Below are 19,967 nucleotides of genomic sequence, written 5' to 3' on the forward strand. Positions count from 1 at the left end.
CTAGCGCTTTTCCAAAAAGCGCAAACAGCTATCAATCAAGGAGCATTCAGCTCCAGACCTTGCCACCGAGGCGCCAGGGCGTGCGGCACATCGATAAGGTCGAGCACGCGCGCCACGCTGTAGTCCACCACCTCGCCCACGGTCTGCGGGCGCAGGTAGAAGGCGGGCAGCGGCGGGCAGATGATGCCGCCCATCTCGGTCACGGCCACCATGTTGCGCAGGTGCGTGAGGTGCAGGGGCGACTCGCGCACCATCAGCACCAGGCGGCGGCGCTCCTTGAGGGCCACGTCGGCCGCGCGCGTGAGCAGGTTGTCGGCAAGCCCATGCGCTATGGCAGCCAGCGTGCGCATGGAGCAGGGCGCGACCACCATGGCATGGCACTGGAACGAACCACTGGCGATGGCCGCGCCCACGTTGGCCACGTCGTGCGCGCGGTGGGCCAGGGCCTCCACCGCAGCGCGGTCCATGTCCAGCTCGTGCTGCAGGTTGCGCCAGCCGGCGTCGGAGACGACCAGGTGGGTCTCGATGCCGCTCTGGCCCTGTAGCACCTGCAGCAGGCGCGCGCCGTACACGGCGCCGCTGGCGCCCGAAATGGCGACGATGATGCGGCGGGTGTGGGCAGCATCATCCATGCGAGGGCTCCACCACAGAAGGGCGCCGCAGGGGTTGGGCCTGCTGGTCAGCCTCCACCTGCTCCAGCACCAGCGCGGCCTGCACGGGGTCAAAGTCTTCGTGCGTGCGCTTTTTCACGCCGTACTGCTGCAGCTGGTAATGCCGGTCGGCCACGATGCCGTGGCGCGCCAGCGTGCTTTTGACGCAGACCAGCGGACAGCCGTCGAGCGCGATGATGGGCCGGCCCGAGCGCACGGTCTTCATCAGGTGCGGCACGTCGCCGCCCACCCCGGCGATGCACGACATCTCGGCCACGCCGCGCCGGTCGAGCTGCAGCGCCACGTGGTTGGCCAGCTGCGCGGCGCTGGAGCAGCCAGAGCAGGAATAGACCAAGGGATGGTTCTGGGGATGGGTGTCGGTGGTCATGCTCACCCTCCGTTGCATGGAGTGGGGTCCAGGCGGCGGCGCAGGTGGCCCAGCACCTGGCGCGGCGCCAGCTTGTGCACCCACTGGCGCGGGTCCAGCACCGGCAGCTCGATGGCATCGAGCGCGTTCTTCACCACCAGGCCCAGCTCGGTGTCGCCCTCCATCGACAGGCGGCGGCTGAAGAACAGCGTGTCGGGGTCTTGCTGGCGCTGGGCCAGCAGCAAAAAATCATGGGCTGTGGCGCTCAGCGTGACATCGGCCACCTGCGGCGGCACCAGCGGTGCATGGGGGGCGAAGCGCTGGCCCGTCCAGGCAAAGTCGAACGCCACGCGCGCATCGCGCACCTGCACCCGCATCTTCTTGTGCAGCAGCACTTGGCCCACGTCCGCAGGCAGGTGCCGCGCCAGCGCCAGGTTGAGCGCGGTTACCAGCAGCTGGGAGCCGGGGTAGGCGGGCAGGCGTGCCAGCACAGCGCCCACGGGCGCAGGAACGACCAGGGGGAAAGGAAGGGGAGAAGCCGCCATGAGACAGAAGGGCCCTCAGGCCACGTAGAAAAACACGGTGAAAAAGTGGCAGACGCTGCCGCCCAGCACAAACAGGTGCCACAGCCCGTGGCCGTGGCGCACGCGGTGGTCCAGCGCATAGAAGACGATGCCCAGCGTGTAGCAGGCCCCGCCCGCCAGCAGCCAGGCAAACCCGGCTGGGGTGAGCGCCTGCCACAGCGGCACCACGGCCACCAGCGCCAGCCAGCCCATGAGCACATAGATGACCAGCGACAGCACGCGTGCACCACGCGCCCACCAGATCTCTTGCGCAATGCCCAGCAGGGCCAGCCCCCACACCACGCCCAGCAGCGACCAGCCCCAGGCGCCGCGCAGCGAAACCAGCGCAAACGGCGTGTAGCTGCCCGCAATCAGCAGGTAGATGCTGCAGTGGTCCAGCTTTTGCAGCACGGCCTTGATGGTGCGCCGGCGCACGCTGTGGTACGCGGTGGAGGCGGCGTACAGCGCCACCAGCATGGCGCCGTAGATGCTGAACGCCACCACCTTCCACGGGTCGCCCAGGCGCGCCGCGAGGGTGATGAGCACGGCCGTGCCTGCCGTGGCGAGCAGGGCACCCACCAGGTGGCTGATGCTGTTGAAACGTTCTCCGGGGTACATGCGGTAATTCGCTTTTTTCGTTATGGATGCATCGCAGGCCGCGCGGCACCACCACCCGAGGCCCCTTGCAGCCCCTGCTCCAGGCCTGGACGCCCGAACCAGTAGCCATTGCAGGGCAGATCGGGCATGAAGGGCTGCATGCGCTCCGCAAAGTCGGGGGTCTTTTCAGCAGTCTCTTGCGCAAGCACTGCGCGGCGGGCTTCGTCAAACGCGGCGATCACCTGCGCCATGTGCTGCGCCTGCGGGCTCAGCCGCACCACGTCCACGCCCAGGGCCTGCATCGCCGCCAGTTCGTTGGCCAGGTTGTAGACGCGCGCCGATTGCGTTTGTGTGCCGTTGAGCACCAGAAAACCCTCGCCCTCGCGCGTGCGCAGCGGCAGACCGTCGGCGTGTTGCAGGCAGCTGAACTGGCAGTCGTCCTTGGGCAGGTTGCGGTGCCGGGCGGTGAAGCAGCGCGCCGAATAGGCCAGGGGCATGCGGCCGTAGGCAAACACCTCGGTCTCGATGCCTGCGGGCCGCTGCGCCAGCACAGCAGCGAGCGCGTCCTGCGACATCTCCAGCGGCATCACCCAGCGCGTGGCGCCCCGTTGCGCCATCCATTGCAACGAGGGCGCGTTGTACAGGTTCAGGTGCGGCCCGGCCACAAAGGCCTGCGGCCCGGCGGGTACACGCGCAAGGCAGCTCACTGCCCCCATGTCATTGGCCTCGACCAGAAATTCGCCGTTGCCTGTGATCTTGTGCATCACGCCCACGTCGGCGCTGGACTCGATGAGCACTTGGCTGGACAAGACCGCTTCCTTGCCCGCGTCCCGCAGCATGCGCGCCAGCGCCAGCCAGTCGGTCAGGCGCAGCTCGTGGCGGCGCGAGCACACCGTCTCGCCCAGGTACACCACGTCCACGGGCGTGGCGGCCATGGCCTCGTAGAACGCGAACACGGTGTCGCGGGGCCAGTAGTACAGCAGCGGGCCGAGAGAGAGTTTCATGGGGCGGTCTCCGGGGGTTTTGTCATTGTGGAGAAGCACTACTTCCAGGGGCGGTGGTAGGCACCCAGCGTGTGCTGCTGGCCTTCTGCCACCTGGTCCAGGCTGGCCATCCAGCGCGTCTTGGGCGCATAGCGGTGCGGGTAGGACAGGCACTGGTCCATGGCCTCGCGCCAGACCTGGGTGACCTGCGCCACATAGGCGGGGCTGCGCTGGCGGCCTTCGATCTTGATCGCGCGCACGCCCATTTTCAGCAGCTGGGGCAGCAGCTCCAGCGTGTTGAGGCTGGTGGGCTCTTCGATGGCGTAGTAGTTCTCGTCGTCCCCCACGTCAAAGCGGCCCTTGCACAGCGTGGGGTAGCCCGCGTTCTCGCCGGGCGCATAGCGGTCGATGAGCACGCCGTTCAGGCGCGACTCGCGGCCCTGTGGGGTCTCCACCCAGCGCACGGCCTTCGGCGGTGAACACACGCCGTGCGTGTTGGGCGATTCGCCCGTCGCGTACGACGACAGCGCACAGCGCCCCTCGACCATTACGCACAGACTGCCAAAACCGAACACCTCGATCTCCACCGGCGTGCGGTCGATGACCTGGCGTACCTGCTCCATCGACAGCACACGCGGGAGCACGGCACGCACGATGCCGAACTGTTCGCGGTAGAAGTTGATGGCCTCGTAGTTGGTGGCCGAGCCCTGCACCGACAGGTGCAACCGCAGCCGGGGGTGGTGCTGCACCGCGTATTGCATGAGCCCGGGGTCGGCCAGGATGACCGCGTCCACGCCCAGGTCCACCGCCTCGTCCAGGGCGCTGCGCCACGGCCCCGGGTTCGCCGCCTGCGGGTAGGTGTTGAGTGCCATGAAGACCTTGCAGCCGCGCGCATGCGCATGGCCAATGCCCTGGGCAATGGCCGCCTCGTCGAAGTTGAGGCCCGCAAAGTTGCGCGCGTTGGTGGCGTCGCGCAAGCCCAGGTAGACACAGTTGGCGCCGTGGTCCACAGCGGCCTTCAGGGCGGGCAGGCTGCCCGCGGGGCAAACCAGTTCCATGGCAGGGCCAGCCGCCCCGGGCAAGGCGGTGGCCGTCGATTTCAAGGGATCCATCACAAGCATTCAAACGCTGGCCCCGGTGGGGAGCCACAGCACTGGGCGCCACCATACGGGGGGCTCTCCGCGCATCCGCTGATCTTCATCAACGGCAGTGCACAATGCCGGAGCAAAGCAGTCGGGTTTTGATGTGCTCCAGCCTTCCCGGCGTTCCACACTGCCCACCGGCCTTGACTTGCGTCCAGTGCCCTGCGTGGGACATCCATTTCATAAAGACGCCAAAAGGCGCCCTCTGCCGTGAACAAGAACCTGTGGTTGCTGGCCCTGTGCCAAGGCCTTTTCCTGACCAACAACGTCGTCTTCATCGCCATCAACGGGCTGGTGGGACTGCAGCTCGCGCCCTTTGGCTGGATGGCCACACTGCCGGTGATGGGCTATGTGGTGGGCGGTGCGCTGTCCACGCCGCTGGTGGCGCACAGCCAGGCGCGATGGGGGCGCAAGGTGTCGTTCCAGATCGGGCTGGCCGTGGCCGTGGTGTCGGCCGCGCTGTGTGCCTGGGCCGCGTTCAGCGCCAGCTTCTGGCTGCTGTGCACGGCCACCGTGGTGGCGGGCTACTACAGCGCCAACGGTGGCCTGTACCGCTTTGCGGCCGCCGAACTGGCCAAGCCGGACTACCGCGAAAAGGCCGTGTCGCTGGTGCTGGCCGGTGGCCTGCTGGGTGCGGTGGCGGGCCCCAACCTGGCCAGCGCCACGCGCACGCTGTTTCCGGTGCCGTTTGCCGGTGCCTACATCGCGCTGATGGGCGTGGCGCTGTTGTCCATGCTGTGCATGGCGGCGATCCGCTTCGAGGCGCAGCCCGTGGTGCTCAATGCGGCGGGGCAGCGCGAGCAGGGGCGCCCGCTCAAGGTGCTGATGCGCCAGCCTGCGTTCATCGTCGCCATCGTGGGCGCCGCACTGGGCTATGGCGTGATGAACCTGCTGATGGCGGCCACGCCGCTGGCCATGCAGGTGTGTGGCTTTGACTTTGATGCCTCGGCACTGGTGCTGGAGTGGCATGTGATCGGCATGTTCGCTCCCGGCTTTGTCACTGGCCACCTCATCAAGCGGTTTGGTGTGCTGCCCATCATGGGCACGGGGGTGTTGCTCAATCTGGCGTGTGTGGCGGTGGCGCTGATGGGCGTGGAGCTGCACCACTTTGGCATTGCGCTGTTCTTCCTGGGCGTGGGCTGGAACTTCCTGTTCACCGGCTCCACCACGCTGGCCATGACGGCCTACCGGCCGGAGGAGAAGGACCGCGCCCAGGCGGCCATCAACTTCTGCGTGTACGCCACGCTGGCGCTGAGCGCGTTCTCGTCGGGCGTGCTGGTCACCACGCAGGGCTGGACGCTATTGAACGCCGGTTCGCTGGTGCCGATTGTGGTGACGGGGCTGGCGCTGGCCTGGCTGGGTTTGCAGCGCCAGCGTGTTTCAAGCGGCGCCTGAAGACCGGCCTACCGCAGCACCTTCTGCCTGCGCCGTGGTGTGCAGCCACTGTGCAAAGGCCGCCACCGCAGGGTCTTCCAGGCGCCCCGGCGCCACAAAGAGGCTGTAGCCCCGCGCACCGCTGTCGTGGTGCGGGTGGGCCAGCACCAGCTCGCCCGATTCCAGTTCGCGCTCCACAAAATACCGGGGCACCAGGCCAATACCCAGATCGGCGCGCACCGCCTCCACCAGCATCGAAAACAGATCAAAGCGGTGGCCGCCCAGGGTGTGGGCCGGCACGCGCGTGATGCCCGCGCGGCCCAGCCAGTCGTCCCACGCCCCCAGGCGGGAGCTGAGCTGCAACAGCGGCACGGCCCGGAAGTCGCCGCGCTCTGTCGCGCGCCGGTGGCGCGACTGCGGTGCACACACGGCCACGCAAACCTCGGGCATCAGGGGCGCGGGGACCACGCCGGGCCAGGCCGCGTCGTCGTACTGCACGGCCACGTCGAACGGAATCTCTGCCATGTAGATCTGCGTGGGATACACCTGCAGGTGCAGGCTGCAGCCTTTGTGCTGTGCAAGGAAGGCCGGCAGCCGGGGCAGCAGCCAGCGCTCGGCAAACACCGGCACGCAACCCACCAGCAGGCGCGCGCCATCGGGCCGCTGGGCCATGGCTTCGAGGGTGTGGTTCTGCAGCCGCAGCAGGTCGCCCACGATCTGCGCGTGGTAGCGGCGGCCCACGTCGGTGAGGGTGGAGCCGCGTGCGCCACGCTGCACCAGCTGCAGGCCCAGCTGGCCCTCCAGCAGACGCAGCTGCTGGCTCACGGCGCTGTGGGTGAGGCAGAGTTCTTCGGCGGCCTTGCTCACGCCGTGGTGGCGCGCCACGGCATCAAAAACAAGCAGGGCGCGGGTGCTGGGGATGTGTTTGCGCATGTAAGAAAAACTGTCGGCTGGGCAGATTAAAGCAGAGCCCGGGGGCGGGGTTCGGTCCAACAATTGCATGGCACTGCATGCCGGCCCACGGCTCCATCCACGATGGCTGGACAGGCCGGTCACTCCTTCCGTTTGTGTTCGTGTTTCGCTGGATCACCATGACTCTCCCTCTCCATACCTTCCGTGCCACAGCCCTTGCGGGTGCCATGGCCCTCGCCTGCGCCGCCTTGCTGCCCGGTGCCGCCCATGCGCAGTTCGGCGCCGTGGCGCCCACGCCCACCGTGCTGCGCCCTGCCGTGGACAAGGCCTATGGCCAGCTGATGGCCGCACCCCAGATCCTGCAGCTGCTCGACGCCGTGAAGGCCGACCACGACCGCGCCACCGAAGACCTGCGCATGCTCACCGAGATCGAGGCGCCTCCGTTCAAGGAACAAAAGCGCGCCGAAGCCTTCCTGGCCCGGCTCCAGGCCCTGGGCCTGACCAACGCCGCCATCGATGCCGAAGGCAATGTGGTGGGCGTGCGCAAGGGCACCGGCAACGGCCCCAAGCTGGTCATCTCGGCCCACCTGGACACCGTGTTCCCCTCCGGCACCGACGTGAAGGTGAAGGAGCGCGACGGCAAGCTGTATGCGCCCGGCATTTCCGACAACACGCGCGGACTGGCCGTGCTGCTGTCGTGGCTCAAGGTGTTGAACGACCAGAAGATCACCACCGTGGGCGACCTGGTGTTTGTGGGCAATGTGGGCGAGGAAGAGCTGGGCAACCTGCGCGGCATGAAGCATTTGTTCAAGGAGCACCTGGACATCGACGGCATGGTGGCGCTGGAGCCCGCGCCCGATGGCACGGTGCTGGTGCTGGGCACGGGCAGCCACCGCCACGAGGTGACCTTCAAGGGCCCCGGCGGCCACAGCTACGCCGCGTTCGGCGAGGTGCCCAGCGCCATCCACGGCATGGGCCGCGCCATTGCCAAGATCGCCGAGATCCGCACGCCCAAGAGCCCCAAGACCACCTTCACCGTGGGCACGGTGGGCGGCGGCACGTCCGTCAACACCATCGCGCCCGATGCGCGCATGGCGGTGGACATCCGCTCCGACGAAATGGCCCCGCTGCTGGCCACCGAAAAGCAGGTGCTGGCCGCCGTGGACAGCGCCGTGACCGAGGAGAACGCACGCTGGGGCGTGAACACCCTGAGCGCATCGACCAAGCTCATCGGCGACCGGCCCGGTGGCCGCACCGCCGCCGACGCGTTGATCGTCGAGGCTGCCGTGCGCGCCAACACCGCCTTTGGCCGCAAGACGGTGCTGGCCGGTGCCAGCACCGATGCCAACGTGCCCATGGCGCTGGGCATCCCCGCCATCGTGATCGGGGGCGGCGGCAAGACGGGCGGCTTCCACGCGCTGTCGGAGTGGATCGACCTGACGGATGCCTGGAAGGGCGCCCAGACCTCGCTGGTCACGGTGCTGGGGCTGGTGGGGGTGCAGGGCGTGAGTGCGCCGCTGCTGGAAAAGCGCCCACCCCGCACCAGGTAGTCGCACGGCACCGCAGCGGCGCCCCCCGTTCACGATTGTTGACACGAAGGCGCCGCCGAGGTGCGTACCATGGGTGGTTCCGTCCGGGCTGGCACACTGCCGCCCTTCATCCCTCTGCAGGAGAACACCATGGGTTTGCTCGATTCCGTTCTGGGTGCCGTCATCAACAACGCGTCGCAAGGTGGCAGTGGCGCCGCTGCGGCGGGTGGGGCCGGTGGTGGCCTGGGAGGGCTGATCAGCCTGGCCGCACAAAACCCGCAACTGGTGCAGGCCGTGATGTCCCTGATCAGCAACGATGGCCCGGTGGGCGGCCTTCCGGGGCTGATAGCCAAGTTCCAGCAAGCCGGGCTGGGCAACGTGATTGCGTCGTGGCTGAGCGCCGGGCCCAACCAGGCGATCTCGGGTGAGCAGCTGTCGCAGGTGTTGGGCAGCGGCCCCCTGTTGCAGATGGCCGCGCAGCTGGGTGTGGCCCCCGGTGCAGCCGCCGGGCAGCTGGCCCAGGTGTTGCCGGGCCTGGTCGACCACCTGAGCCCCCAGGGCCAGGCTCCCCATGGCGGGTTTGGCAATGCTAACGACCTACTGGGGATGCTGGGCGGATTGCTTCAAAAGTGATAGCTGCCAGCACTTGATTTGAAAGCACTGGCAGCTATTTTCATCACCACCCTGCGCCCTCGGCGGGGCCAGCGCGTTACCGCTGCAAACAACTCAGAGGACTGCTCACAAAAATTCCCACGGGTGTGCCCCTAGCATCGCGGGCGCCGTGCAAGGCGGGCCCATCGGCAAGCACTGCGGCACACACAACAACACACGACCGAGGGAATTTTCAGCATGAACGAAGGCACTCCATTTGCAACGCCCCAAGCGGCATCGGCCGCAGCCAGTGGCACCCCCACGGCGGTGCCCACCGACTTGCCCAAAGTCTGGCAAAAACGCTTTGCACTGATAGAACGGGCGGGGGGACTCAAGCTCACCAAGCTCAAGGACCTGAGCTTCTTTGAGCGCACGGCGTGCACCTTCAACCTGCTGGCGGGCCTGTTCGGCCCGTTTTATTACATCGCCAAGGGCATGTGGAAAAAGGGGCTGGCGTACTGGGGGCTGGGCATTGCGGGCATCCTGGTGCTGGAAACGCTGGTGACGGTGGCGGGCTTTGGGCACCTGCTGAGCCGGGTGCACTACACCGGCGCATGGGTCGCCCTGTTTGCCATGATGGCCAACCGCGACTACTACAAGAAGGTCATGCTGGGCGACAACGGCTGGCTGTGACACCCGGCCCCCAACCCACAACCCCCAGCCGCGCCGCACAACACTGCATTCGCTGGGCCTGGGGGGCTGCCTTGGTGACGTTTGCACTCACCGCAGCCAACACGACCGGTGCCGCACTGGGTTCCAACGGGGTGACGTTCACCCCGTGGATGTGGCTGGACGTAGGTATCTGCGGGGTGCTCGCGTGGGGCATCTACCGCCGCAGCCGCATCGCCGCCGTGCTCATGTTCGTTTACTTCACCGCCGCCAAGGTGCTGTGGGTGTGGAATGACCTGGAGATGCGTGAGGAACCCGGCTGGAGTGATTTTCTGGACAGCCTGGACACCTGTACCAGCGGCGGCCTGCTGATGGCCGCGGTGCTGCTGGTGGTGTACGCGCTGGGCGTCTACGGCACGGTCGTCCACCACAGGCGGTTGCGCCGGTCCGTACTACCGACGCTATCTCCATCAGTTCAAAAATGATAGCTACTGACGCATGATGCACTAGCGCTTGAAGGCCTTTTTATCCAAAAAACGGCCCGTGCGCCTAGGCCACCACGGGACAGCGCCGCACCAGCCACTGCCGCAACAGGTCGAACACCGGCTCCGCCAGCTCAGGGCTTTCGTTGAACAGCTCGTGGAACAAGGGCTCAAAGCAGTGCGAATGCACCACGGCCTGGGGTGCGGCCGCCGCAAACGCACGGCTGCCGGCGGGGTTGACCAGCTTGTCGCTGCCCGCCCACATCAGCAGCGTGGGCACACTCCAGTGCGCAGCGCGGGCCACGGTGGCGGGGCCACCCTCGGCGATGAAGCGGGCCAGGCGGGCACTGATGCGGTCGTGGCACAGCGGATCGGCCAGGTAGGCCGCCACCACGGCGCTGTCGTGCGAAAGGTACTGCGCGTCCAGCCCGTTGCCCACGCGCAGGTTGGGCGCGATGCGCGGCAGCGTGGCCAGCAGCAGCTTTTGCACGGCGCCCAGGCCGGCATCGAGCGCGGGGGAGGACAGCACCAGCGCATCCACCGGCCGCAGGTGCAGGGACACAAACCGCGAGGCCACCAGCCCGCCCATGCTGTGGCCCAGCAGCATCAGGGGTTGCCCTGCCGGCATGCGGGCGCGGGTGGCGTCCACCAGGTCTGCCAGATCGTCCAGCAGGCGCATGTCCGACGTGAGCCCGCCGCGCGGCCCGGCCGATTCGCCGTGGCCGTACTGGTCGTAGCCCCGCACCGCAAACCCCCAGTCGTTGAGGCGGCGGGCCAGCGCGTCGTAGCGGCCCACATGCTCGCCCAGGCCGTGCACCAGCAGCACCGTCCCCCGGCAGGGCTCGCCCTGCGGCAGGGGCCAGTCCTGCACAGCCAGGTTCTCGCCATCGCTCGCGGTGAAGGTGGTCAGGGTCGAAGGAAGCAGTTCGTCAGAAGTCATGGAAAGCAGGGCATTCGAGACGCGATGGGACAGCATACCCGGCGCACCCAAATACCCGATGCACTAAATGGTCAGGCTTGTACTGCCGGCAAGACCCAGAGAGCGTGACCCCTGATCGGGCGAAGCTGCTCCGGGGTTTTCAAGCCAGAGATACCCAGAGGTCATCCCAGTCGGTGGGCAGGAAATTGCCCTCGCGCCGCAGCACTTGCTGGTGCTTGCGGTTGAGCACGAAGTGCGTGGGACGTCGCGAAATGGCGCCAAAACTGTCCTTGTGCCCCTCAGCGTTTCGCCAGGCAATGGGAAAACGCTGCTCGGCGGGCACTGATACCTTGAGCAGCTCGATGTACTGCATGAAGTCAGCAGCCTTCTCATCCATGTTCACGCCCAGCAGCACAAAGTCGCGCTGGCGATTGGCGGTGTAAAACTCGCGCATGAGGCGCAACTCGTTGGTGCACAGAGCGCAGCCAGCGGTGAAAAAGCTCACCAGACACACCTTGCCCGCATAGTCCGTCAGCATGACCGGTTTGCCTTCGCTGTTGGTACCGGTCAGCGTGTGAAGAGGGCCCGGTGTGCTGCTGCCAGCCGGGGTCTGGGCCGTACCGGACGCCGGCGCGAGAGTGGCAAGGGCAGCTGCAGAGCAGGCGTGGAGAAAGGCGCGTTTTTCCATGGTGTGACCCGGTGATGGAAGGCGTGAGGAAGAGCACCCAGGGCGCCCGGTGTGGCGCCCTCTGGTGTCAGGGGGCCGTGGCCGCAGCGGCTGCCTGCTGGGCCATGGCCGCCATCACGTGTGCCACGGAGGCGGTGAGGCGCTTGGCATAGGGCACATGCAAAAACTCGTTGGGGCCATGCGCGTTGCTCTTGGGGCCCAGCACGCCACACACCATCATCTGCGCGGTGGGAAAGCCTTCGCTGAGCATGTTCATGAGCGGAATGGTGCCGCCCTGGCCAATGTAGCCGCAGGGCGCGCCAAAGTGCGCCTGCGAAGCCTCGTTGAGCGCCTGCTCGAACCAGGGTGTGGTGGCCGGGGCATTCCAGCCCGTGGCACCGCCGCCGCTCTGGAAGGTGACCTTGGCCTGGTAGGGCGCGTTGTCTTCCAGCAGCGCCTTCAGGTCCTGCACGGCTTGCGCGGCGTCCACCAGCGGGGGCAGGCGCAGGCTGAGCTTGAAGGCGGTGTAGGGCCGCAGCACGTTGCCCGCGTCCTGCAGCGCCGGGAAGCCCTCGGCACCGGTGACGCTGAGCGTGGGCTCCCAGGTACGCTTGAGCAATGCCTGCACCGGGTCGGTGGTGGTGGGCAGTGCAAACGTGGTGGAGCCGCCGCAGTCGTAGTGCGCCCAGGGGAAGCGGCGGTACACCTCTTCGCCCAGGATGGCCGCCGTGGCGCGGGCCTGGGCCAGCCGGTCGGCGGGCACTTCGCAATGGAAGCTCTGGGGCAGCAGGCGGCCGGTGGCGCTGTCTTCCAGCCGGTCGAGCACCTGCCGCATGATGCGGAACGACGAGGGCACCAGGCCCGAGGCATCGCCCGAGTGGATGCCCTCGGTCAGGATCTCGACCTTGAGCGTGCCGCTGGCCATGCCGCGCAGGCTGGTGGTGAGCCACAGCTGGTCGTAGTTGCCGGCGCCCGAGTCCAGGCACACGACCAGCGCCACGTTGCCCATGCGAGGCTTCAGTGCATCGATGTAGGGCAGCAGGTCGCGCGAGCCGCTTTCCTCGCAGGTTTCAATCAGACCCACGATGCGCGGGTGCGGCACGTTCTGGCGCTTGAGTTCCTGCACCGCAGCGATGCTGGCGTACACCGCATAGCCGTCATCGGCGCCGCCCCGGCCGTAGAGCTTGCCGTCTTCGTACTTGGGCGTCCAAGGGCCCAGGTCGCTGCGCCAGCCAGAGAACTCGGGTTGCTTGTCCAAATGGCCGTACATGAGCACGGTGTCGGTGGCGCCGGGCTGGGTGGCGGCGATCTCGAAGAACAGCACCGGGGTGCGGCCTTCCAGGCGCACGATTTCGAGCGTCAGGCCCTCGACCTTTTGCGACTCCACCCAGGCGGCGGCGTTGCGCACCACGGTGTCGAGCAGGCCCAGCTCGGCCCAGTCGGCAGCGAACGTGGGGGACTTGGCAGGGATGGCGATGTAGTCGGTGAGCTGGCGAACAATGTCACTGTCCCAGGCCTGGCTGACACGCTGCAGGGCAAGCTCAGGCTGAAGGACTTGGGAGGGCACGCGGGCGTTCATGGTGGGGCTCCTGAAGGCAGAAGGTGATCAATCCGCCATTCCAACACAACCCCCCGCCGGGCGCCATCGATCAATACAGAGACTCGGGCAGGGTCTCGGGATTGGCCTGGGCCGCCAGCTGGGCGCTGGGGCGGCGCAGGCCCGTAGCCACCTCGACGCGGTTGCGGCCGTTGTTCTTGGCCTGGTACAGCGCGCGGTCGGCGGCAGCAATCAGCATGTCCCAGCTGTCACCCGACTCCAGCCGCCCGCCAAACACGCCAATGCTCACCGTGACCGCAATGCCGGGGCCGGGCACGCCGTCGGCGGGGCAGCGGGACTCCTCGACCGCCTTGCACAGCTCGCGCGCCAGCTGCTCGGCCCCCACGAGGCCGGTGTCGGGCAGCAGCACCATGAACTCTTCGCCCCCGTAGCGGCCCACCAAGTCCTGCGCACGCACGCGCTGGCGCAGGACGTTGACCACGCTGCACAACACGCGGTCCCCCGCCGGATGGCCGTACTGGTCGTTCACGTCCTTGAAGTGGTCGATGTCCACCATCATCAGGGCCATGGGCTCGCGCATGCGCTGGGCGCGGGCCACGTCGCGATCCAGCGCCGCGATCAGCGAGCGGCGGTTGGCCACGCCGGTGAGCGGGTCCAGCGCGGCCAGCACGCGGTTGTTTTCGTCGGCCCGGTCGCGCGACATGAACACAAAACCCACCGAGCTGACGAGTACCACCGAGAAGGTGGCCAGAAAAGTCAGCGTCTGCAGCGCGCTGCTTTGCAGGATGTTGGTGGCCTCGGAATGGGTGCTGATGGCCACCAGCGCACGCCCCCCCAGCACCACGGCCTCCAGCGACAGACCCGCCACCAGCAGCCACTGCCCGCGCCCCACGGTGGCGTGCCGGTGCGACAGCGCCGCCAGCAACGCCCACACGGCCTGCAGCCCGATGACCAGGCCCACAAAACTCACCCGCGCCGGAAAGTTGTCGATGAACACCGAGACAAAAACCAGCACCAGCAGCGGTGGTGCCAGCAGCACGGGCCAGCGCACGGGGCGCCCCTGGAACTGATAGACCGCTGCGATCATGCCCACGAACACACTGGACAACATCAGGTTGCCGACCACGATGGACAACACATCGGGAATCAGGCCGCGCAGCATGATCAGCAAGTGGCCGATGGCGTTGACCAGCAGGGCCGCCGCCCAGCGACCCAGGCCGTCGCGTCGCCGACCCCAGCCCACCACGGCCATGGAGGCCGCCATCATGAGGGAGCTGGCAATGATCATTGCCAGCATGGTGGGGACGTGGGCGGCCATGGATGCAGGTGGGCGGGGGAGTGAAAGGAATCAGACCAGCATAAACCAAGGGCCACAGACCGCAAACCGCCGGATGACCACCCCCACCATTCGTGCGCCCTATTGCAGCTGGGCGGGCGCCCGGGCTCCGCTGCCGGGCGCGTGCTGTCCCTCGCCGTCGCCGGTCTGCGCCATGGGCGCAGCCAGGGCCTCGCGCGCCGAGTAACCCAGGCCACCGTGGGTCGCCGCGCCGTCGCCCCGCGAGAGTTTGAACACCTGTACCGCCCCGGCCAGCCGCGTGGCCTGCTCGCGCAGGCTTTGCGCAGCGGCGGCCGATTGCTCCACCAGCGCGGCGTTCTGCTGCGTCATCTGGTCGAGCTGGTTGACGGCGGTGTTGACCTGGCCGATGCCGTCGGACTGTTCGGTCGATGCGGCCGTGATCTCGCCAATGATGTCGCCCACCCGTTTGACCGAGCCCACGATCTCGTCCATGGTGCTGCCCGCGTTCTGCACCAGGCGCGCGCCCGATTCCACCCGCTCTACGGACGCACCAATCAGCGCCTTGATCTCGCGCGCCGCCTCGGCGCTGCGCCCGGCCAGGTTGCGCACTTCGCTGGCCACCACGGCAAAACCCCGGCCCTGCTCACCCGCGCGGGCGGCTTCCACCGCAGCGTTGAGCGCGAGGATGTTGGTCTGGAACGCGATCGAATCAATCACGCCGATGATGTCGGCGATCTTGCGCGAGCTCTGGTTGATGTCGCCCATGGTGGTGACCACCTCGCCCACCACCTGGCCGCCGCGCGCGGCGACCTCGGCCGCGGTGCTGGCCAGCTGGTTGGCCTGGCGCGCGGCGTCGGCCGACTGGCGCACGGTGGAGGTCAGGTGCTCCATGCTTTGTGCGGTCTGCGCCAGGCTGCTGGCCGTGGCCTCGGTGCGGGCCGACAGATCCTGGTTGCCGCTGGCAATCTCGGCGCTGGCGGTGGTGATGCTGTCCACGGCATTGCGCACCTGCTGCAGCATCTGCGTATAGCGCTGGCGCATGCCCTCCACCTCCTGCACCAGCGCGCCGATCTCGTCGCGCCGCGTGGTGTGAAAGGCTTCGGTCAGGTCGCCCTGCGCGACCAGCGTGATGGCCTGGGTCAGGTCCTGCAGCGGGCGGCTCACGCCCCGGCGCAGCATGACGAACAGGCCGATGGCCAGCAGCACCACGGCCACGGCCATCAGGCCCCACACGGCCAGCGTGACGCGCCGCTGGCTGGCCATGGCCTCGCCGTCGGCCACTTCGGCCACCACCCACCAGCCGCCACCGGTCTTGCGCACCAGCGCCCAGGGGTTCTCGGCGCCGGTGCCCAGCACGTCTGCGGCCTCGCGCACAAAGCCGTCCTGCGATGCAGCCAGCGCTTCAAAGAAGGGGCGCGCCTGCGGGTAGGCCTCCAGCACGCGCTTGCCGCGCGCCGTGGGGTGGTACACGAACACGGCCTGGTCCAGCGAGGTGCCAGGGTTGATCACGTAGGTGCCGCCGTGTTCGAAGAACTTCGTCTGCGCCACCTGCTTTTGCAGCATGGCGTGGAACACGCTGATGTCGTTGCCGATGAACAGCAGCGCAATGACCTTGCCCGAGGCGTCCTTGGCGGGCAGGTAGTGGCCCATGAAGGGCTTGCCGTTCACCACCGTGACGCCAGTAAAAGGCTCGCCCTTGGACACCGTGGCGTAGGCCGGGTCGGTGCGGCCAAGCGGCGTGCCCATCTGGCGCTCGCCCTTGTCGTTCTTGACCGAGGTGGTGATGCGGATGAAATCGTCGCCCTTCTTGGCGAACACGGTGGCAATGCCGCCCGTCTCGCTGGCGAATTTGTCGACCGAGCCATAGTCCTCGTTGACCAGCGCGCCGTAGCTGCGCAGCTCGCCCGAGGCTTCGTCGAGCTGCATGGCGGCCTCGAAGTAGCGCTGAAAGCCCTTCATGGTCAGCTGCACCAGCTCGCGGTTGGTGTTGTCGGCCGCGTCCAGCGACTGCGCCACGCTCTGTGCCGTGTCGCCCACGCTGGCCACCACCTGGGCGCGGGTGCTGCGCTCGGTCAGCACGGCAATCGCCAGCCCCACCAGCACCAGCACCAAGGCCACCAGCGCAATGGCGGTCAACGTGACCTGGCGCGCGACGGATCGGTTGTTGGCAAGGGATGCGGGCATGCGGGGTGTCTCCTGGAATGGAATGCGAAAAGCCGGCTGGGCCGGTCTGCATTCACTCTAAGCGCAGCACCTTGTTACATTTATTCACGCATTCCCTTACGCATTCGCGCGTATTGGTGCCGACCGCCGAAACGATCTATGCGGGGTGCGGGGCGCGGCTGCGCAGGGCCAAGTCCCGCCAGCCGAGCCCCTGTGACGTGCCTGCCGCCGGGGTGTATTCGCACCCCACCCAGCCCGTGTAGCCCAGGGCGTCGATGGTGTCGAGCAGGAACGGGTAGTGCAGCTCGCCCCGGTCGGGCTCATTGCGTGTGGGCACGCCCGCCACCTGGATGTGGGCCACGCGGCCCGTGGGCAGGTAACGCTGCAGCTTGCCGTGCAGGTCCCCCTCCACCAGCTGGCAGTGGTACAGGTCCATCAGCACCTTCAGGTGGGGCACCTGGGCCGCATCGAGCAGCTCGTGCGCATGGTCCTGCCGGTTCAGGAAATAACGCGGCACGTCGCGCAGGTTGGTGGGCTCGATGAGGATGTCACACCCTGCACGCGCGGCCTGCTCTGCCGCCCAGCGCAGGTTGCCCACGCACAGGGCCTTGAGCGATTCGCGCTCCACCCCCGGCGGCACGGTGCCGCACAGCAGGTTGATGAACGGGCAGCACAGTTGCTCGGCATACCGCAGGGCCTCCAGCACTCCGGCGCGAAACTCTGCCTCCCGCCCCGGCTGCGCGGCGAGGCCCCGTGCGCCCTGGTCCCAGGCGTGGGCCATGTCGGTGGGCTTGAACCCGCCCGCCGGGGCGTTGAACAGCACCAGCTGCAGGCCGTTGTCCTGCAGCCGGGCAGCGATCTCGCGGGGCTCGAAAGCGTAGGGGAAGTGCAGTTCCACCGCCCGGAACCCGTCGTGCGCCGCAGCCGCAAAACGGTCGAGCAAGGGCAGCTCGGTGTACATCAGGCTCAGGTGGGCGGCAAACTGGGGCATGGGGGGCAGTGCGAAGAGGCAACTTCAAAGCGCCGCAGCTTATCGTGTAGCCAACGAGCCCATTGCCCGCCCAGAGCGCCGTGGAGCCTGAATTTGTGCCAAATTCGCTTCTAGCGCTAGTTTCATATGCCTTTAAAGCTACACATTTTATAGCAATCTCAGGATCACCCATGCGCATCGGAGAACTCGCCCAACGCACCGGCACCACGCCCAAGGCCATCCGGCTGTATGAGTCACGGGGCCTGCTGGGCACGGTGGCGCGCGCGGGCAGCTACCGCCACTATGGCGAGGCCGATGTGGCGCGCGTGTTGCTGATCCGCCGGGCCCAGGCGCTGGGTTTTCGGCTGTCGGAGCTGGACGGGCTGCCCCGCATCGACACCGCTGCAGGCTGGGACCGCATGGCCCAACTGGTGGCCGGGCGGCGGGCCGCCGTGGCGCAGGAGCTGGCGCGCCTGTCAGCGCTGGACGCGCAGCTGGCGCTGTTGGAAGCCGAGCTGCACACCTGCGACACGCTGGCCGTGCCCGTGGCACCCGAAGCCTGCGCTGCGCCCTCCATACTGGCGGTGGCACCTCCAGCGCACAACCCCGCGCAATTTAGTGCATTGACCACAGCGGGCGCTGCGAGATCCACCGCAACTTGACCTGACCGCTTGACTCTGCCCCGTGGGGCAAGGTGACCATGGCGCCATCAACAACACCGAGATGGAGCGTCTGTGGCAGAGCAACACAACATTCTGGTCATTCTGGGCCACCCCGCCGCCGGGAGCCTGTGCGCGGGCATGGCACGTGCCTATGCCGAGGGCGCCCGGCACGCCGGGGCGCAGGTGCGCTTTCTGGACGTGGGTCAGCTGACCTTCAACCCCCTGTTCCAGGGCTATGGCGCTGCCCAGCCGCTGGAACCCGACCTGCTGGCCGCACAGGCTGACATCAGCTGGGCGCACCACCTGGTGTGGGTGTACCCCATCTGGTGGGGCGCCATGCCCGCGCTGCTCAAGGGTTTTATCGACCGCGTGCTGCTGCCCGGCTATGCCTTCAAGTACCGCAAAGGCTCATCGCTGTGGGACAAGCTGCTGACCGGCCGATCGGCCGAGCTGCTGGTGACCATGGACTCGCCGCCCTGGTACTTCCGCTGGGTCACGCGCATGCCGGGGCACCACCAGATGAAGAAGGCCATCCTGGAGTTCTGCGGCATCCGGCCCGTGCAGGTGCACAGCTTTGGCCCCGTGCGCAGCGCCAGCGCCGACCGGTTGGCAGTGTGGGTGGAGAAGGCGCGGCAACTGGGATTGCGCCAGGGGGCACGCTCCGCGCCGGGCAAGCCGCGCCCGGCACCTGTTACTTCGTCGCCTTCGCCGTGAAGGCCTGCACTGCAGCACGGCCCACCGCCGAGTCGTCGGTGAAGAAACCGTCGATGCCCGCGCGCAGATAGGCCGTGATCTCGGCCACGCTGTCGCCGCGCACGATGCCATCAGTGATCGGCGCCTTCTTCAGACCGGCGGGCAGGAAGGCGTTTTCGGGCCGCAGCGTCCAGATGTGCACTGCCAGCCCGGCGGCATGGGCCTGCGCGACCAGCGGCGTGGGCTCGCCGGGCACACCGTCCTTCACCGGCACCACCAGGGTCTTGAATGGCCCAATGGCGTTGGCGTAGGTGGCCACCTGCTTCAGGCCCTCGGGCGTGATCAGGTCGGCATAAGCGCGCGTGTTGGCCGCGCCCTGGGCCACAAAGTCATATGGCCGGCCCGAAGGGGCAACCAGCTGCACCAGACGCACGCTGCTGAGCTTGCGGATCGCCTGCAGGTTGCTGACCTCGAACGACTGCACGAACACGGGCGCGTCCTTGTGGTTCCAGCCGTTCTTCTCCAGCACGGCCAGCAGTGGCGCCTCCAGCGGCAGGCCGATGGACTGGAAGTAGGTGGGGTGTTTGGTCTCGGGGTAGATGCCGATGGTGCGACCGGTCTTGGCCGTCGCCGCCTTGGCAAGGTCGATCACTTCCTGCAATGTGGGCACCTCGAACTGGCCGTTATAGGCCACGTTGGCCGGGCGCTGTGCAGGGATGCGTTCGCGGGCGCGCAGGGTTTTGAGCTCGGCCAGCGTGAAGTCTTCGGTGAACCAGCCGGTGATGGCCTGGCCGTCGATGGTCTTGGTGGTTTTACGGCCCGCAAACTCGGGGCGGTCCACCACGTCGGTGGTGGCTTCCTTCACAGAGCCATCGGCGCCCAGGATGGCGATGGCGTTCTCGTGCCGCGCCACCAGCACGCCGTCCTTGGTGATGACCAGGTCGGGCTCGATGATGTCGGCGCCGTCGTCAATGGCCTTCTGGTACGCGGCGAGCGTGTGCTCGGGCCGCAGGGCCGATGCGCCCCGGTGGGCAATGACGGTGGGGGTGGGCGGCCAGGCCTGGGCGACGGCGCCCAGCGCCCAGGTGGTCAACAGCGCGGCAGCGGTCACGGCGCGCAGTGCAATGCGTTTCATGCGGGTCTCCTACAAACGGAGCCCGCACCTTAGCCGATGCGCTT

21 protein-coding genes are annotated in these 19,967 nt (G+C 67.6%); 7 read left to right on the forward strand and 14 right to left on the reverse strand.

The annotated features are described in order from the left end of the window. Positions 1–35: 35 nt before the first annotated feature. Genes N4G42_RS00005 through N4G42_RS00030 form a run of 6 tightly spaced genes read right to left on the reverse strand, consistent with a single transcriptional unit; the run spans position 36 to position 4,272 of the window. Entirely contained in the window at positions 36–632 is a 597-nt protein-coding gene (locus N4G42_RS00005; protein ID WP_260665673.1) for a UbiX family flavin prenyltransferase, read from the reverse strand. After that, positions 625–1,038: a putative zinc-binding protein gene (locus N4G42_RS00010; RefSeq protein WP_056742644.1), complete on the reverse strand. Its 414-nt coding sequence runs from the start codon at positions 1,036–1,038 to the stop codon at positions 625–627. The genes N4G42_RS00005 and N4G42_RS00010 overlap by 8 nt, the downstream gene beginning before the upstream one ends. 2 nt (positions 1,039–1,040) lie before the next feature. After that, a complete protein-coding gene (locus N4G42_RS00015) occupies positions 1,041–1,562 on the reverse strand; it encodes an SCP2 domain-containing protein (protein WP_260665674.1) in 522 nt (173 codons plus the stop codon). A 15-nt stretch (positions 1,563–1,577) separates the two neighbouring features. Further along, positions 1,578–2,198 carry a PAQR family membrane homeostasis protein TrhA gene (trhA, locus tag N4G42_RS00020; protein WP_056056758.1) on the reverse strand — a complete coding sequence of 207 codons (621 nt, stop codon included), beginning with the start codon at positions 2,196–2,198 and terminating at the stop codon, positions 1,578–1,580. A gap of 20 nt (positions 2,199–2,218) precedes the next feature. Then, complete coding sequence (locus N4G42_RS00025) at positions 2,219–3,181, reverse strand: U32 family peptidase (RefSeq protein WP_260665675.1); 963 nt, start codon at positions 3,179–3,181, stop codon at positions 2,219–2,221. Positions 3,182–3,219: 38 nt separating this feature from the next. Then, positions 3,220–4,272 carry a peptidase U32 family protein gene (locus N4G42_RS00030; RefSeq protein WP_260665676.1) on the reverse strand — a complete coding sequence of 351 codons (1,053 nt, stop codon included), beginning with the start codon at positions 4,270–4,272 and terminating at the stop codon, positions 3,220–3,222. 240 nt (positions 4,273–4,512) lie between these two features. Between N4G42_RS00030 and N4G42_RS00035 the strand changes: the two genes are divergently transcribed. Further along, positions 4,513–5,697, forward strand: coding sequence for an MFS transporter (locus N4G42_RS00035; protein ID WP_260665677.1), 1,185 nt, complete (start codon positions 4,513–4,515; stop codon positions 5,695–5,697). On the opposite strand, the gene N4G42_RS00040 is transcribed toward N4G42_RS00035, so the two are convergent. Beyond that, positions 5,683–6,609 (reverse strand): LysR family transcriptional regulator, encoded by a 927-nt coding sequence (locus tag N4G42_RS00040; RefSeq protein WP_260665678.1) that lies wholly within the window; start codon positions 6,607–6,609, stop codon positions 5,683–5,685. The genes N4G42_RS00035 and N4G42_RS00040 overlap by 15 nt on opposite strands. 158 nt (positions 6,610–6,767) lie before the next feature. Here N4G42_RS00040 and N4G42_RS00045 point away from each other — a divergent pair, with 158 nt between their 5' ends. The 4 genes from N4G42_RS00045 to N4G42_RS00060 all read left to right on the forward strand — a co-directional run bounded on the left by N4G42_RS00045 (position 6,768) and on the right by N4G42_RS00060 (position 9,862). Beyond that, positions 6,768–8,138: a M20/M25/M40 family metallo-hydrolase gene (locus N4G42_RS00045; RefSeq protein WP_260665679.1), complete on the forward strand. Its 1,371-nt coding sequence runs from the start codon at positions 6,768–6,770 to the stop codon at positions 8,136–8,138. Between the two features lie 129 nt (positions 8,139–8,267). Then, on the forward strand, positions 8,268–8,750 hold the full coding sequence (locus tag N4G42_RS00050; RefSeq protein ID WP_260665680.1) for a YidB family protein: 483 nt from the start codon (positions 8,268–8,270) through the stop codon (positions 8,748–8,750). A 216-nt stretch (positions 8,751–8,966) separates the two neighbouring features. Beyond that, entirely contained in the window at positions 8,967–9,401 is a 435-nt protein-coding gene (locus N4G42_RS00055) for a DUF2628 domain-containing protein (RefSeq protein WP_108497646.1), read from the forward strand. A 74-nt stretch (positions 9,402–9,475) separates the two neighbouring features. Next, on the forward strand, positions 9,476–9,862 hold the full coding sequence (locus N4G42_RS00060) for a hypothetical protein (RefSeq protein WP_260665682.1): 387 nt from the start codon (positions 9,476–9,478) through the stop codon (positions 9,860–9,862). A 64-nt stretch (positions 9,863–9,926) separates the two neighbouring features. Here N4G42_RS00060 and N4G42_RS00065 read toward each other — a convergent pair whose 3' ends face one another. The 6 genes from N4G42_RS00065 to N4G42_RS00090 form a co-directional block, all read right to left on the reverse strand. Further along, a complete protein-coding gene (locus N4G42_RS00065) occupies positions 9,927–10,799 on the reverse strand; it encodes an alpha/beta hydrolase (RefSeq protein WP_108497648.1) in 873 nt (290 codons plus the stop codon). Positions 10,800–10,938: 139 nt separating this feature from the next. Beyond that, positions 10,939–11,466 (reverse strand): peroxiredoxin family protein, encoded by a 528-nt coding sequence (locus N4G42_RS00070; RefSeq protein ID WP_082522276.1) that lies wholly within the window; start codon positions 11,464–11,466, stop codon positions 10,939–10,941. 67 nt (positions 11,467–11,533) lie between these two features. Beyond that, positions 11,534–13,024, reverse strand: coding sequence for a M20 family metallopeptidase (locus N4G42_RS00075; RefSeq protein ID WP_108498586.1), 1,491 nt, complete (start codon positions 13,022–13,024; stop codon positions 11,534–11,536). 70 nt (positions 13,025–13,094) lie between these two features. After that, the gene (locus N4G42_RS00080) at positions 13,095–14,321 is read right to left on the reverse strand and encodes a GGDEF domain-containing protein (protein WP_260665684.1); all 1,227 of its coding nucleotides are present in this window, start codon (positions 14,319–14,321) and stop codon (positions 13,095–13,097) included. Positions 14,322–14,420: 99 nt separating this feature from the next. Beyond that, positions 14,421–16,484 carry a methyl-accepting chemotaxis protein gene (locus tag N4G42_RS00085; protein ID WP_260665685.1) on the reverse strand — a complete coding sequence of 688 codons (2,064 nt, stop codon included), beginning with the start codon at positions 16,482–16,484 and terminating at the stop codon, positions 14,421–14,423. A 136-nt stretch (positions 16,485–16,620) separates the two neighbouring features. After that, a complete protein-coding gene (locus N4G42_RS00090; RefSeq protein ID WP_260665686.1) occupies positions 16,621–17,454 on the reverse strand; it encodes a hydroxypyruvate isomerase family protein in 834 nt (277 codons plus the stop codon). Positions 17,455–17,624: 170 nt separating this feature from the next. Between N4G42_RS00090 and N4G42_RS00095 the strand changes: the two genes are divergently transcribed. After that, positions 17,625–18,095 (forward strand): MerR family transcriptional regulator, encoded by a 471-nt coding sequence (locus tag N4G42_RS00095; RefSeq protein ID WP_260665687.1) that lies wholly within the window; start codon positions 17,625–17,627, stop codon positions 18,093–18,095. 72 nt (positions 18,096–18,167) lie between these two features. Then, positions 18,168–18,809, forward strand: coding sequence for an NAD(P)H-dependent oxidoreductase (locus N4G42_RS00100; RefSeq protein ID WP_260665688.1), 642 nt, complete (start codon positions 18,168–18,170; stop codon positions 18,807–18,809). Here the strand turns inward: N4G42_RS00100 and N4G42_RS00105 are convergent. Next, positions 18,787–19,923, reverse strand: coding sequence for a glycerophosphodiester phosphodiesterase (locus tag N4G42_RS00105; protein WP_260665689.1), 1,137 nt, complete (start codon positions 19,921–19,923; stop codon positions 18,787–18,789). The genes N4G42_RS00100 and N4G42_RS00105 overlap by 23 nt on opposite strands. Between the last annotated feature and the right edge of the window lie 44 nt (positions 19,924–19,967).

The sequence above is a fragment of the Acidovorax sp. K2F genome (assembly GCF_025246485.1).
Classification (GTDB): Bacteria; Pseudomonadota; Gammaproteobacteria; order Burkholderiales; family Burkholderiaceae_C; genus Acidovorax; species Acidovorax delafieldii.

Excerpts from the sequence above, each read along its gene's own strand:
- N4G42_RS00070 (WP_082522276.1), bottom strand. The coding sequence starts at position 11,466 with ATGGAAAAACGCGCCTTTCTCCACGCCTGCTCTGCAGCTGCCCTTGCC.
- N4G42_RS00095 (WP_260665687.1), top strand. The coding sequence starts at position 17,625 with ATGCGCATCGGAGAACTCGCCCAACGCACCGGCACCACGCCCAAGGCC.
- N4G42_RS00040 (WP_260665678.1), bottom strand. The coding sequence starts at position 6,609 with ATGCGCAAACACATCCCCAGCACCCGCGCCCTGCTTGTTTTTGATGCC.
- N4G42_RS00030 (WP_260665676.1), bottom strand. The coding sequence starts at position 4,272 with ATGGATCCCTTGAAATCGACGGCCACCGCCTTGCCCGGGGCGGCTGGC.
- N4G42_RS00025 (WP_260665675.1), bottom strand. The coding sequence starts at position 3,181 with ATGAAACTCTCTCTCGGCCCGCTGCTGTACTACTGGCCCCGCGACACC.
- N4G42_RS00075 (WP_108498586.1), bottom strand. The coding sequence starts at position 13,024 with ATGAACGCCCGCGTGCCCTCCCAAGTCCTTCAGCCTGAGCTTGCCCTG.
- N4G42_RS00055 (WP_108497646.1), top strand. The coding sequence starts at position 8,967 with ATGAACGAAGGCACTCCATTTGCAACGCCCCAAGCGGCATCGGCCGCA.
- N4G42_RS00085 (WP_260665685.1), bottom strand. The coding sequence starts at position 16,484 with ATGCCCGCATCCCTTGCCAACAACCGATCCGTCGCGCGCCAGGTCACG.
- trhA (WP_056056758.1), bottom strand. The coding sequence starts at position 2,198 with ATGTACCCCGGAGAACGTTTCAACAGCATCAGCCACCTGGTGGGTGCC.
- N4G42_RS00010 (WP_056742644.1), bottom strand. The coding sequence starts at position 1,038 with ATGACCACCGACACCCATCCCCAGAACCATCCCTTGGTCTATTCCTGC.
- N4G42_RS00005 (WP_260665673.1), bottom strand. The coding sequence starts at position 632 with ATGGATGATGCTGCCCACACCCGCCGCATCATCGTCGCCATTTCGGGC.
- N4G42_RS00090 (WP_260665686.1), bottom strand. The coding sequence starts at position 17,454 with ATGCCCCAGTTTGCCGCCCACCTGAGCCTGATGTACACCGAGCTGCCC.
- N4G42_RS00105 (WP_260665689.1), bottom strand. The coding sequence starts at position 19,923 with ATGAAACGCATTGCACTGCGCGCCGTGACCGCTGCCGCGCTGTTGACC.
- N4G42_RS00065 (WP_108497648.1), bottom strand. The coding sequence starts at position 10,799 with ATGACTTCTGACGAACTGCTTCCTTCGACCCTGACCACCTTCACCGCG.
- N4G42_RS00015 (WP_260665674.1), bottom strand. The coding sequence starts at position 1,562 with ATGGCGGCTTCTCCCCTTCCTTTCCCCCTGGTCGTTCCTGCGCCCGTG.
- N4G42_RS00080 (WP_260665684.1), bottom strand. The coding sequence starts at position 14,321 with ATGGCCGCCCACGTCCCCACCATGCTGGCAATGATCATTGCCAGCTCC.
- N4G42_RS00050 (WP_260665680.1), top strand. The coding sequence starts at position 8,268 with ATGGGTTTGCTCGATTCCGTTCTGGGTGCCGTCATCAACAACGCGTCG.
- N4G42_RS00045 (WP_260665679.1), top strand. The coding sequence starts at position 6,768 with ATGACTCTCCCTCTCCATACCTTCCGTGCCACAGCCCTTGCGGGTGCC.